This is a genomic window from Xanthobacteraceae bacterium (assembly GCA_019454205.1).
Classification (GTDB): domain Bacteria; phylum Pseudomonadota; class Alphaproteobacteria; order Rhizobiales; family Xanthobacteraceae.
Map to the genome: position 1 here is coordinate 2,449,391 of CP075369.1, position 12,762 is coordinate 2,462,152.

Below are 12,762 nucleotides of genomic sequence, written 5' to 3' on the forward strand. Positions count from 1 at the left end.
CCGCCTGAATCTGCCTAGGCAAATGCTACTCCCGCGCCCTCCGGAAAGGCACTCCCCGCTTGTCCCTGCTCTCCTTTATCCCCGCCAGTATCGCGGTTCACGCCGACACGCTCGCGCTCGCGGCGCTGATCGCCTTCGGCTCCGGCTTCGTGCGCGGCTTTTCCGGCTTCGGCGCGGGCATGATTTACGTGCCGCTGATCGGCGCGCTCTACGGCCCGCGCTTCGCGGTGACGTCGATCCTGATCGTGGATTTCATCTGCACGGTGCCGTTCCTGATCGCAGCGCTCCCGCATGTGCGCTGGCGCGAACTGAACCCGATGATTCTCGCGGCCACCCTCACCATCCCGCTCGGCACCGCCGCGCTGATCTACGTCGATCCCACGCCGTTGCGCTGGGCGATTGCGGCGCTGATCGTCATCTTCGTCGTGCTGCTGGCGAGCGGCTGGCGCTACAAGGGCCAGCCCTCGCTGCCCGTGACGCTCGGTGTCGGCGCAACTTCCGGCCTGCTTGGCGGCGCGACGCAAATCCCCGGCCCGCCGGTCATCATCTTCTGGCTCGGCGGCGTCCTGAGCGCGGTCGCAGTGCGCGCCAACCTGATCACATATTTTGCGCTGTTCGACGTGGTGTCGCTCGCCGCCTATGGCTTCGGCGGCCTGCTGACCAACGAACCGGTGTTTTTCGGGCTGGCGATGATCCTGCCGTTCCTTGCGGGCGCGAGCATAGGCTCGCTTGTATTCGCCTTCGTGCCGGACGCGAGCTACCGCAAAGCGGCCTACTTCATCATCCTGATCGCGGCGATCACCAGCGTGCCGCTATTCGACCGGCTTCTTCGGTAGTGGGTAGATTTAGAGTCCGCCGAAAAGATTTGCGAATGTCAGGATCGGCTCGCTCGTAACTCGTTCAGCACGCCGCTCGCGAGCAGCACGCCAAGGCCGGTCGTGACCACGCCGAAAATCGAAGCGGCATCGGGGATTTCTTTCAGCAACGGAATCGCGATCACCGTCGCGAGTGCGGGGACCAGCGCGACGAATGCCGCCGCGCGCGATGCACCGAGCCGCGCAAGGCCGATGTTGTAGAGCACCAGCGCGACCAGCCCGGAGCCGAGGCCCTGAATGATCGCCTGCACGATGAGGTCGTTGTAGGCCCCCTTGTTGAAGGCTTCCAGCAGCGGCGGCAGGCCGAACGGCACCATCACAATCGCCGACCAGAAGCTCACCAGCGCCGCCATCTCGATTGCGGTCACGCCGACGAAGCGGAACGCGACCGTGTAACAGGCCCAGCAGAACGCAGCCGTGATCAGCAGGAGATGCCCGAACGAAGTATTGCCGCTCGACGTCAGGATGCTGCGGCCCGCAATCGTCAGCACGCCCGCGGCGCATAGCGCGAAGCCGAGCGCGCGCGACCAGCCAAGTTTTTCCTTGAGCAATACGACCGAGAGCAGCGCCACGATCAGCGGCATCGTGCCCGGCACCAGCGGCCCGACATCGGCCGTCGGCGCATAGCGCATCCCGTTGCCGATGATGAGAAGAAACGGCGCGCCCGCGCCGAGAATGCAGAACAGGAACGGAAGCGACTTCCCCTTCGGCCAAACTCCGGTGCGAAACAGAACCGGCGCCAGCAAGATGACGGGGATGCCGACGCGAAGCAACGTGACGGCGGCAGGCGTCAGCGTGCCGATCACTGCGTAGCGCGTGAGCGCGACCCAAGCGCCCCAGATCGTCACCGCGGAGATGACCGCGAGATAACCTGTCGCGCGAGAATTGTTCACGCGGAAAGTTTCGCCATCAGCGCTTCGGAGATTTCGAAGTTGCCGTAGACGTTCTGCACGTCGTCGTTCTCTTCGAGGTTCTCGACCAGCTTCATCAGCTTTTCGCCGGTCTCGTCGTCGACCGCAACGGTGTTCTGCGGACGCCAGACCAGGCCGCTCTTTTTCGGCTCGCCGAACTTGGCTTCCATCGCCTTCTGCACTTCGTTCAGGTTGTCCGCTGCGGTGATGATCTCGTGGCCGGTTTCGGAAGAGAGCACGTCGTCCGCGCCGGCGTCGATGCCGGCTTCCAGCATTGCGTCGTCGCTCGCCTTGGAGACGTCGTACTCGATCACGCCGACATGGCTGAACATGAACGACACCGCGCCGGTTTCCGCGAGCGCGCCGCCGCTTTTCGTGAAGAAGGAGCGGATTTCGCCGACCGTGCGCGTGCGGTTATCCGTCAGCGCCTCGATGATGAGCGCGACGCCGCCGGGGCCGTAACCCTCGTAGCGGATGTTCTCGTAGTTGTCGCCTTCGCCGCCCGCGGCCTTCTTGATCGCGCGCTCGATGTTGTCTTTCGGCATGTTCTCTGCGCGCGCGGCGATGATCGCCGCCCGCAGGCGCGGATTCATGTTGGGATCGGGCAGCCCCATCTTGGCGGAGACGGTAATTTCGCGCGCGAGCTTGCCGAACAGCTTGGAACGGGCGGCGTCCTGCCGTCCCTTCCGGTGCATGATGTTCTTGAATTGCGAATGGCCGGCCATGTGGTGAGTCCCGATCGGAATGCGCGGGGTTATAGCAAGCGGTCTTACGAAAGAAAGCTAGCCTTGCCAGAAACCCGGACGCGCCTGTTCCAGCACGCCGCCGATACGCACCGGCGCGATTTTTACCGCCAGTCCGGTGGCGTCGTCGGTCTCCACCGCGATCCCGCATACCGTCGCGGGGCCGGTTGCAGGCTCGAAGCGCCCGGAAGGAATCTTGGTCTGGAAGCGGCGGACCGGCTCGTCGCGGTTCATGCCGAGCACGCTCTCGTAATCCCCGCACATGCCGATGTCGGAGATATAGGCGGTGCCGGAAGGCAGGATGCGGTAGTCGGAAGTCGGAGCATGGGTATGCGTGCCGAGCAGGAGCGATGCGCGGCCATCGACGACATAACCAATGGATTGCTTCTCGCTGGTCGCTTCCGCGTGGAAGTCGATGATGATGGCGTCGGCCTGCTCGCGCAATTTGCACGCTTCGAGTTCGCGCTCGATCGCGGCGAACGGATCGTCGAGCGCCTCCATGAAGATGCGGCCCATCGCATTGATGACCAGTACGCGCTTGCCGTTCTTCGCTTCGAGTAAAGCCGCGCCGCGTCCTGGCGTGCCTTGCGGATAATTCACCGGGCGGATCAGCTTCGGGGCGCGCTCGATGAAAACCAGCGCCTCGCGCTGGTCCCACGAATGATTGCCGAGCGTGACCGCGTCGGCGCCGACTTCCAACAGTTCTTCATAGATCGCTTCGGTGATCCCGAAGCCGCCGGCTGAGTTCTCGCCGTTGATGCCGACGAAATCGAGTTTCCATTCCTTGACCAGCTTCGGCAGCACGTCCACCACCGCGATGCGGCCCGAACGCCCGACAATGTCGCCAAGAAAAAGAATTCGCATCAGTCCGTACCGGCAGAGAAACGCACGCCCGCTTCCGTTATCACATAATCGAGCTTTTGGTCGTGCGGTTCCACCGGAACATGCTCGACGCATTGCGCGTCAAAGGCGAGACCCGCCGCGGTAATCTTTTTTGCAGCGCGCAACCGGGTAATCCCGCCATCGTAGTAAGCCTTGCCGTAGCCGATGCGATAGCCGCGCAGATCGAAGGCGAGCATCGGGACGAACAGAATATCCGGCTCCACTTCCTTCGCCTCTGGTCCCGGCTCGGATAGCCCGAAGCCGACACGCTGTAACTGCATACCCGGTACCCACGCGCGGAATATCAGCTTGCCGTCCGCAATCGCGGGCAGCGCGAGCGTCGCGCCGTATTCTTTCGCGAGGCGCTTCATCAGCGGATAGGGGTTGAGTTCGTTGCCGATTGCAAACCAGCCCGAAACGACCGCGCCTTCCGCGACATCGAACGGCACATCTGTCTTTGCAATCTTCTCCGCCATCTGCGTGCGAAAGATCGGCGAAAGCGCATCGCGCTTCGCGATCATTTCTTTGCGCAGGGCGCGTTTCTGTTCGGGAATGGATAAGGCCATAAGAATTAAGTGCGGGCCGCAGAGACCGTCAGAGCTTCGATCCCGGGAAACCTACGAAGTAGGTGGGCGCCATATGACTAGGACCACGGTCCAGATCAGGGACAGCTCCCGTTGGGATCGATAAGGCCCCGGGAATACTACTCCGTCGCATCCCGCAGCACCGCCCGTCAAACCTAGGGAGAACAAACGAGAAGCGCCAGTCTTGACTTTTAGCCGAGCGCCACGCCGCCGTTGACGCCGCCGTTCAACCCCTGCGCGATGCGCTCGATACGCTCGGCGGTGGTTTCCAGAATATCGGCGACTGCACGCTCGTTCGCTTCCGAGCGTTGCGCCGCGTGCTCGCGGGCATCCTGCAGGCTCTGGATTTCCTGATCGGCGATGCGGAGCCTGCGCTTGGTCTCCGCGAGTTCGTCGGCCACCATGATCGCGGCCATCACGGCGAGGCGCGTGTCGCCGATCTCGCCGAAGGATTCGCGAAGCTGCGAGATGCGCTGGTCGAGTTCGCGCCCCAGCCGCGCAAGGTGATCTTCCTGCCCCGGATCACACGCCATGCGATACACGCGGCCGTTGATGGTGACGGAAACCTCGGCCATCGCTCAGCGCTCCTGCGCTTCCAGAACGGCGCGGATGGTATCGACCGCCTGATCCAGCCGCTGCGCCACTTCGCGGTTGGTTGCGTCCAAGGTCGCGGCCTGCGCGCGGGCGTGGTCGAGTTCGCCGGCGAGGCGCGAGCGGTCGGCGCCGAACGCCTGAATCTGGGCTTCCAGTTCGGCGCGCTGGCGGTCGCTTTCGCGGCGGCGATTGACCGCAGCCTCCAACAGGTCGAGCGCGTTCGCGAGGCGCCTGCGCGCCTTCTCGATCACGACCGGTTCGTCTGTCTTTTGCCGCATGGATCGGTCCGCCGCCGAAGTCCGATTTTGCAGTAAAGGGGCGGCTTTATCCCCACGTCAACCGCGCGTCGCGACTTTGACACAAGGGGTTGGGGTGCTATGGCAACGCCACCTTCTTAGCCCCCGGAACCAAGGGTGAAAACGCGATGAGCCGCGAGCAGCATGACCGTTTGGCAAACGCCATTCGCGCGCTCGCGATGGACGCGGTGGAAGCGGCGAAATCCGGCCATCCGGGCCTGCCGATGGGCGCGGCCGACATCGCGACCGTCCTGTTCACCAAAATCCTCAAATTCGATCCGAAAGCGACCGACTGGCCCGACCGCGACCGCTTCGTGCTGTCCGCTGGCCACGGCTCGATGCTGCTCTACGCCCTCCTGTACCTCACCGGCCACGAGGACGTGACGCTCGACGAAATCAAGCGGTTCCGTCAGCTCGATTCGAAAACACCGGGCCACCCCGAGAACTTCGTGACCCGTGGCATCGAAACCACGACCGGCCCGCTCGGCCAGGGCATCGCGAACGCGACCGGCATGGCGCTCGCCGAGCGGCTGCTCAACGCCGAGTTCGGCAACGATCTGGTCGATCACTTTACTTATGTAATCGCCTCCGACGGCGACCTGATGGAAGGCATCAGCCAGGAAGCGCTCGCCTTTGCCGGGCACCTGAAGCTGAACAAGCTGATCGTGCTGTTCGACGACAACGGCATCTCCATCGACGGCAAGATTTCGCTCTCCGACTCCACCGATCAGGTCGCGCGTTTCAAGGCTTCCGGCTGGAATGCACTTCGCATCGACGGCCACGATCCGGTCGCCATCGAGAAAGCTATCCTCGACGCGCAGAAGTCCGACCGCCCGACGCTGATCGCCTGCAAGACGCATATCGGCTACGGCGCGCCGACCAAGGTCGATACCGCAGGCGCGCACGGCTCGCCGCTCGGCGAGAAGGAAATCGAGGGCGCGCGCAAGAACCTCAACTGGAATTACGGCCCGTTTGAAATCCCGGCCGACATTCTGGAAGCATGGCGCAAGGCCGGCACCCGCGCGGCCGATGCCCGCGCCAGCTGGCGCAAGCGTCTCGACGCTTCTCCGAAGAAGGCCGAGTTCGAGCGCCGCCTGCACGGCAAGCTGCCCGCCGGTCTCGGCGCGGCGATTGATGCGCTGAAGGAAAAGGCGGTTGCCGAGAAGCCGGAGATTGCGACCCGCAAGGCTTCCGAGAATGCACTGGAAGCGATCTGCGCGGTTGCGCCGGAAATGATCGGCGGCTCCGCCGACCTCACCGGCTCCAACAACACGCGCACCAAGGCGATGAAGGCGGTCTCCGCCGACAACTTCGCCGGTCACTTTATTCACTGGGGCATCCGCGAGCACGGCATGGCCGCCGCGATGAACGGCATGACCCTGCATGGCGGCGTGATCCCCTTCTCCGGCACTTTCCTCGTATTCGCGGATTACTGCCGCCCATCGCTGCGCCTTGCGGCACTGATGGGCATTCGCGTGATCCACGTCATGACGCACGACTCCATCGGCGTCGGCGAAGACGGTCCGACGCATCAACCGGTCGAACACCTCGCCGCGCTGCGCGCGATCCCGAACCTCTACCTGTTTCGCCCTGCCGATCAGGTCGAAACCGCCGAGTGCTGGGACGCCGCCCTTCGCCTCGAGGAAGCGCCGAGCGTGCTGGCCCTCACCCGCCAGAACCTGCCTGCACTTCGCCTCAAAAACGAGAAGGGCAACCTTTGCAAGCAGGGCGCTTACGAGCTTTCGCCCGCGAGCGGCGAAGCGCTAGTCTCGCTGTTCGCTTCCGGTTCGGAAGTTTCGCTCTGCATCGCCGCACAGGCGGCGCTTGAGAAGAACGGCATCCCCACGCGCGTCGTCTCCGTGCCCTGCATGGACCTGTTCTTCGACCAGCCGGAAAGCTACCGCGCGAAGGTGATCGGCAATGCGCCGGTGAAGCTCGCGAGCGAAGCCGCGATCCGCATGGGCTGGGATTCGATCATCGGCGCGGACGGCCTGTTCGTCGGCATGAACGGCTTCGGCGCGAGCGCGCCCTACAAGGAACTCTACAAGCGCTTCGGCATCACTGCGGAAGCGATCGTGGAAGCGGCAACGAAGGCGTTGCCCACGCAAGCCGCGGCGAAGAAGTCCGCCGCGCAATAACGACTACCAGCGAGGAAGAGAAATGGCTGTTCGGGTTGCAATCAATGGGTTCGGCCGCATCGGCCGCAATGTTCTCCGCGCCATCGCGGAGAACGGCCGCAAGGATATTCAGGTCGTCGCGATCAACGATCTCGGCCCGGTCGAGACCAACGCGCACCTGTTCCGCTTCGACTCCGTGCATGGCCGCTTCAACGGCAACGTGAAAGTCGCGGGCGACACCATCGACGTCGGCTTCGGCCCGATCAAGGTCACCGCGGAAAAGGACCCGTCGAAGCTCCCGCACAAGGATCTCGGCGTCGACATCGCGCTGGAATGCACCGGTATCTTCACGTCGAAGGACAAGGCTTCCGCTCATCTCGCCGCTGGCGCGAAGCGCGTGCTGGTCTCCGCTCCCGCCGATGGCGCCGACCTCACGGTCGTCTACGGCGTGAACCACGACAAGCTCTCGCCGGACCACAAGGTCGTCTCGAACGCCTCCTGCACCACCAACTGCCTCGCGCCGGTTGCGAAGGTGCTGAACGATGCCATCGGCATCGAAAAAGGCTTCATGACCACGATCCACGCCTATACCGGCGACCAGCCGACGCTCGACACCATGCACAAGGATCTCTATCGCGCGCGCGCTGCCGCTCTCTCGATGATCCCGACCTCGACCGGCGCTGCGAAGGCGGTCGGCCTCGTGCTGCCCGAACTGAACGGCAAGCTCGACGGCGTCTCGATCCGCGTACCCACGCCGAACGTCTCGGTGGTCGATTTCAAGTTCGTCGCGAAGAAAGCGACCAGCAAGGAAGAGATCAACGAAGCCGTGAAGCGCGCGGCCGCCCAGCAGCTCAAGGGCATCCTCGGCACCACCGACCAGCCCAACGTCTCGATCGACTTCAACCACGATCCGCACTCGTCGATCTTCCACCTCGACCAGACCAAGGTGATGGATGGAACGCTGGTGCGCGTGCTGTCCTGGTACGACAACGAGTGGGGCTTCTCGAACCGCATGGCCGACACGGCAATTGCGATGGGCAAGCTCGGCTGACCATGACCATCGACCAGATCGTAGGCTATGCCGGTCTCGCTTTCTTCAGCGTGATGCTCGTCATCTCGCTCTATCTCTGGTCCAAGCGGGACTCACAATAGTGAGTCCCGTTTTTTCTTGTCTCAATCTTTTGTAGCGTTATGTCCTCTTTCAAAACTCTCGACCAGGCCGACGTAAAGAATAAGCGCGTCCTCGTGCGCGTTGACCTCAACGTGCCGATGGAAAATGGCCGCGTCACCGACATGACGCGGATTGCGCGCGTGCTGCCCACCATTCGCGAACTCGCGGACAAGGGCGCGAAGGTGATCCTGCTTTCGCACTTCGGACGACCGAAGGGCGTGGACAAATCCCAGTCGCTGGAGCCGCTCGTGAACGTGCTCGCGACCGCACTCGACAGGATGGTGCTGTTCGCACCCGACTGCATCGGGCCGGACGCCGAGAAAGCGGTTTCGATCCTGCAGCCGGGGCAAACCCTCGTTCTCGAAAACACCCGCTTCCATAAGGGCGAGGAAAAGAACGAACCGGATTTCGTGGCGGCGCTCGCAAGGCACGGCGACGTCTACGTGAACGACGCCTTCTCCGCCGCGCACCGCGCGCACGCCTCGACCGAAGGCCTCGCGCACAAGATGCCGGCCTTCGCAGGCCGCGCCCTGCAAGCCGAACTCGAAGCGCTCGCGAGCGCGCTCGAAAAGCCGGAGCGTCCGGTAATAGCGGTCGCGGGCGGCGCGAAGATTTCGACCAAGCTCGAACTGCTCGGCAACCTGCTCGCGAAGGTGGACAAGCTCGCCATCGGCGGCGCGATGGCCAACACCTTCCTTGCCGCACAGGGCAAGCCGGTCGGCAAGTCGCTCTTTGAGAAAGACCTGCTCGATACCGCCCGCGCCATCATGGAAAAGGCGAAGGCGAACGACTGCGAGATCATCCTGCCGAGCGACGTGGTAGTCGCGGGCGAGTTCAAGGCGCATGCTCCGTCGAAGGCGATCAGTGCGGACAAGGTCGGGGACGGCGACATGATCCTCGACATCGGCCGCGAGAGCATCGGCCATATCATTGCCGCGCTCGCGTCCTCCAAGACGCTGGTATGGAACGGCCCGTTCGGCGCGTTCGAGATGGAACCGTTCGACATGGGCACCAACGAAGTGGCGGAAGCGGCTGCCGAACTGACGCAGGCCGGAAAGCTGCGCTCGGTCGCGGGCGGCGGAGATACGGTCGCCGCACTCGAACACGCCGGCGCGGCGGACCGCTTCACCTACATTTCCACCGCGGGCGGCGCATTCCTCGAATGGCTGGAAGGCAAGACGCTTCCCGGCGTCGCCGCGCTTGCGGTAAAGTAATCGCAAAAGAAGAGATCGTGAGGGAGAGAACGATGAATCTCGCAGAACTGAACAAGGTCGCGGAAGCGATGGTCGCGCCGGGCAGAGGCATCCTCGCCGCCGACGAATCCTCCGGCACCATCAAGAAGCGTTTCGACGCCATCGGCGTGGAAAGCACGGAAGACAATCGCCGCGACTATCGCGAGCTGATGTTCCGCTCCACCGAAGGCATGAAGCACATCTCCGGCGTCATCCTCTATGACGAGACCATCTGGCAGAAGGCGAAGGACGGCACGCCGTTGGTCGACATCATCAAGAAGGCCGGCTCGATTCCCGGCATCAAGGTAGACGAAGGCACCAAGCCCTTGCCGAATTGCCCCGGCGAACTCATCACCATCGGCCTCGACAAGCTCGCCGACCGCCTGCCGAAATATTACGAGCAGGGCGCGCGCTTCGCGAAGTGGCGCGCGGTCATCGACATCGCGCCGGGCATCCCCTCGCACACGGCGATCATGACGAACGCGCACGCGCTCGCGCGCTATGCCGCGCTTTGTCAGGCCGCCCAGATCGTGCCGATCGTCGAGCCGGAAGTCCTGATGGACGGCGACCACTCCATCGACCGCTGCTTCGAAGTCACCGAGTGGGTGCTGAAGGAAACCTTCCAGCAGCTCTATTTCCAGCGCGTCCCGCTCGAAGGCATCGTGCTGAAGCCAAACATGGCGATCTCCGGCAAGAAAGCCGCGAAGCGTGCAGGCGTGCAGGAAGTCGCGGAAAAAACCGTGAAGCTGCTGAAGGCCTGCGTGCCGGGCGCGGTGCCGGGCATTGCCTTCCTCTCCGGCGGCCAGTCGGACGAAGAAGCGACCGCGCATCTCGACGCCATGAACAAGATCGGCAACCTGCCCTGGAAGCTGACCTTCTCCTATGGCCGCGCGTTGCAGGCCGCGCCGCAGAAGGCATGGGGCGGCAAGAGCGCGAACGTCGCGTCCGCGCAAGCCGCGTTCGCGCACCGCGCGAAGATGAACGGCCTCGCCTCCACGGGCGAATGGAAGAACGATCTGGAGAAGCGCGCGGCCTGATCGCCGCGCGTCACTTCCGGTAATAGATCTGCTGGATGGTGTCGTAGCCGAGCCACGCCGTCTCGCAGGCCATCCGCTTCTCGTCCATCACCTGACAGCGCATCGTGCCCGGCACCGACCCGGTGCGGCGCCCGTGATGGTCCGTGCAGTTGTCGGTTCCCGGCGGTACCGTGAAAACGTAGATGACGCCTTCGCGCACTCCGCGCACCACGGGGTAATAGTCGCAGCTTCCCGAGTCGCCCCGGCTGTGGAACGTCACCTGATCGAGGTCGAGGTCGCGGTTGATGCAGATTTTCCGCGCCTCGTCGGCGTTGCGGTCGGTTTCCCAGCAGCCGAAGATTTCCTGCGCATTCCCGGCGGACGGCCAGAGCACGACTCCCGTGGCAATGGCGAGGATGAACGCCGGGACCGGCAACCGAACCGTTTTCATTTTTGCATGCGCTCCAGTGCTTTCGCGGGCGGCATCATAGAAACGCAAATGTTGCACGCAACAGGTACCGCGGAACCTTCCGCCGGAACCCGAAGCGGATAAGCTGGACGCCGCCGATTCGGAGAAGCCCCTTTTTCGCCCCGCTTCTCCGGCAAACCTCCGGGACAGGAGATCGCGTGTCGGAAGCGGCAGAAAACGCAGCCAAACGGCTGATCCTCATTACGCCTCTGCTCGAGGATGCGGCGGCATTCGCGCCCGTGCTCGGCGAAGCCTGCCGCGCGGCGCCAATCGCAGCCGTCATCGCGCGCTCGAATGCAACCGGCGAAGCCGCGCTCACGCAATTCCGCGCGTTGGCGACGCCGGTGCAGTCTTCCGGCGCAGCACTGCTGCTTTCGGAACAGAACGATCTGGTCAGCGTCGCGGGCGCCGACGGCGCATTCTTTCCTTCGCTGCCGCTGCTGCAAGCTGCGATGCCTTCGCTCGCGCCGGGCCGCATCGCCGGTGTCGGCGGACTGGTCACGCGCCACGACTCGATGGTCGCAGCCGAAGCGGGCGTCGATTTCGTGCTGTTCGGCGAACCCGATGCAGAAGGCAAGCGTCCCGGCTTTTCCGCACTGGTCGAGCGTGTGTCGTGGTGGGCCGAGATTTTCCAGACGTCTTGCTGCGCCTATGCAGGAAATCTCGACGAGGCCTCCCTGCTCTTGAACGCGCGCGCGGATTTCATCGCGTTCGGCGAGATGCTCTGGACCGCGCCGGAAGGTCCGGCCGCAATTATCGCGCGCGCTGCCGGACTGGCGAGGGTTCGGGAACACGCCTGATGAACAAGTTCGCGTTGCCATTCTGCCTCGCGCTTGCGCTTGGCGTCTCTTCAGCCTTCGCTGCGGACGAGAACATTCTCCCGCCCGCGGCGAATACCAAAAAACTTTCCCCAACCGGCCGCGTGCTGGTGCACACGATCACCGTTCCGCTTGCGCGCAACCAGCCCTTCGTCGTGGCAGACGCCGCGAAAGACCCGAACTTCGCCTTCGCTGCATTTCAGGGTCACCGCTATCTCGAAGCCGTACAGGCGGCGGAATATCGCGCCGAGAAGCTGAACGACGCAAAAGCGATGACGTTGCTCGGCGAAATCTACGGCGAAGGCCTCGGCGTAAAACGCGACCTGAAAAAATCCTTCGACTGGTATCAGCGCGCCGTGAAGGCAGGCGACGTCTCCGCGCTGTTCGCGGTCGGCATGCAATACATGCAGGGTATTGGTGTGAAGCGCGACCGCGACGAAGGCGCAAAGTGGCTGCGCCGCGCCGCCGACAAGGGTCACGCCGCCGCCGCCTACAACCTCGCGCTGCTTTATCTCGAAGGTCAGGTGTTCCGGCAGGATTTTGCCGAGGCCGCGAAACTGATGCGCGTGGCCGCGGAAAAAGACATCCCCGACGCGCAGCACGCGATGGCGATTTTCCATCAGGAAGGTCAGGGCGTGAAGCAGGACCTATCCGAGTCGGTGCGCTGGCTTCGCCGCGCCGCGCAGAACGACCACATCCCCGCGACCGTCGAACTGGCGATTGCCATTTTCAACGGCAAGGGCACCGATAAGGATGAGCAACTCGGCGCACAGACCATGCGCCGCGCTGCCCTCAAGGGAAATCCCGTGGCCCAGAACCGCCTCGCCCGGATGCTGCTGCTCGGCCGTGGTGTCGAAAAGAACCAGATCGAGGCGATGGCCTGGCACCTCCTCGCCCGCTCGCAGAACGTCTCCGACCCCATGCTGGACGATGCCTTCGGTGACATGAAAGCCGAGGACAAGAAGAAGGCGGAGGACATCCTGCGGGAGTGGCTGCGCTCGCGGGTAGCCTCGAATACCTGATTATTCACTTCCGGCTTGACGGCACTCGCGAT

The 12,762-nt window shown here is 63.7% G+C and carries 14 protein-coding genes and 1 other RNA gene; 7 read left to right on the forward strand and 8 right to left on the reverse strand.

The window, feature by feature from the left end; translation table 11 throughout:
- Positions 1 to 59: 59 nt before the first annotated feature.
- Positions 60 to 836 carry a sulfite exporter TauE/SafE family protein gene (locus KF794_12335; GenBank protein QYK44549.1) on the forward strand — a complete coding sequence of 259 codons (777 nt, stop codon included), beginning with the start codon at positions 60 to 62 and terminating at the stop codon, positions 834 to 836.
- 38 nt (positions 837 to 874) lie between these two features.
- On the opposite strand, the gene KF794_12340 is transcribed toward KF794_12335, so the two are convergent.
- The 7 genes from KF794_12340 to KF794_12370 form a co-directional block, all read right to left on the reverse strand.
- Positions 875 to 1,768, reverse strand: coding sequence for a DMT family transporter (locus KF794_12340; protein ID QYK44550.1), 894 nt, complete (start codon positions 1,766 to 1,768; stop codon positions 875 to 877).
- Complete coding sequence (locus KF794_12345) at positions 1,765 to 2,511, reverse strand: YebC/PmpR family DNA-binding transcriptional regulator (GenBank protein ID QYK44551.1); 747 nt, start codon at positions 2,509 to 2,511, stop codon at positions 1,765 to 1,767. Before KF794_12345 ends, KF794_12340 begins: the two co-directional genes overlap by 4 nt.
- A 57-nt stretch (positions 2,512 to 2,568) precedes the next feature.
- Positions 2,569 to 3,393, reverse strand: a complete 825-nt coding sequence (locus tag KF794_12350; protein QYK44552.1) for a TIGR00282 family metallophosphoesterase — start codon at positions 3,391 to 3,393, stop codon at positions 2,569 to 2,571.
- A complete protein-coding gene (locus KF794_12355) occupies positions 3,393 to 3,977 on the reverse strand; it encodes a 5-formyltetrahydrofolate cyclo-ligase (GenBank protein ID QYK44553.1) in 585 nt (194 codons plus the stop codon). Before KF794_12355 ends, KF794_12350 begins: the two co-directional genes overlap by 1 nt.
- Positions 3,978 to 3,987: 10 nt before the next feature.
- Positions 3,988 to 4,141, reverse strand: a non-coding RNA gene (gene ssrS, locus KF794_12360) — 6S RNA.
- A gap of 45 nt (positions 4,142 to 4,186) precedes the next feature.
- Positions 4,187 to 4,570 (reverse strand): cell division protein ZapA, encoded by a 384-nt coding sequence (locus KF794_12365; GenBank protein QYK44554.1) that lies wholly within the window; start codon positions 4,568 to 4,570, stop codon positions 4,187 to 4,189.
- A gap of 3 nt (positions 4,571 to 4,573) precedes the next feature.
- Positions 4,574 to 4,867, reverse strand: a complete 294-nt coding sequence (locus tag KF794_12370; GenBank protein QYK44555.1) for a DUF4164 domain-containing protein — start codon at positions 4,865 to 4,867, stop codon at positions 4,574 to 4,576.
- A gap of 146 nt (positions 4,868 to 5,013) precedes the next feature.
- On the opposite strand from KF794_12370, the gene tkt reads away from it, so the two are divergent.
- From tkt to KF794_12390, 4 genes are all read left to right on the forward strand, one after another.
- Positions 5,014 to 7,023: a transketolase gene (gene tkt / locus KF794_12375; protein QYK44556.1), complete on the forward strand. Its 2,010-nt coding sequence runs from the start codon at positions 5,014 to 5,016 to the stop codon at positions 7,021 to 7,023.
- 22 nt (positions 7,024 to 7,045) lie between these two features.
- Positions 7,046 to 8,053 carry a type I glyceraldehyde-3-phosphate dehydrogenase gene (gap, locus tag KF794_12380; GenBank protein QYK44557.1) on the forward strand — a complete coding sequence of 336 codons (1,008 nt, stop codon included), beginning with the start codon at positions 7,046 to 7,048 and terminating at the stop codon, positions 8,051 to 8,053.
- A 140-nt stretch (positions 8,054 to 8,193) separates the two neighbouring features.
- Positions 8,194 to 9,387, forward strand: a complete 1,194-nt coding sequence (locus KF794_12385) for a phosphoglycerate kinase (protein QYK44558.1) — start codon at positions 8,194 to 8,196, stop codon at positions 9,385 to 9,387.
- A 32-nt stretch (positions 9,388 to 9,419) separates the two neighbouring features.
- Entirely contained in the window at positions 9,420 to 10,442 is a 1,023-nt protein-coding gene (locus KF794_12390; protein ID QYK44559.1) for a fructose-bisphosphate aldolase class I, read from the forward strand.
- A 10-nt stretch (positions 10,443 to 10,452) separates the two neighbouring features.
- Here KF794_12390 and KF794_12395 read toward each other — a convergent pair whose 3' ends face one another.
- Entirely contained in the window at positions 10,453 to 10,872 is a 420-nt protein-coding gene (locus KF794_12395) for a hypothetical protein (GenBank protein ID QYK44560.1), read from the reverse strand.
- Positions 10,873 to 11,048: 176 nt separating this feature from the next.
- Here KF794_12395 and KF794_12400 point away from each other — a divergent pair, with 176 nt between their 5' ends.
- Together KF794_12400 and KF794_12405 are read left to right on the forward strand one after the other, a co-directional pair.
- Positions 11,049 to 11,690 (forward strand): thiamine phosphate synthase, encoded by a 642-nt coding sequence (locus tag KF794_12400; GenBank protein ID QYK44561.1) that lies wholly within the window; start codon positions 11,049 to 11,051, stop codon positions 11,688 to 11,690.
- A complete protein-coding gene (locus KF794_12405) occupies positions 11,690 to 12,730 on the forward strand; it encodes a sel1 repeat family protein (GenBank protein ID QYK44562.1) in 1,041 nt (346 codons plus the stop codon). Before KF794_12400 ends, KF794_12405 begins: the two co-directional genes overlap by 1 nt.
- Positions 12,731 to 12,762 lie beyond the last annotated feature (32 nt).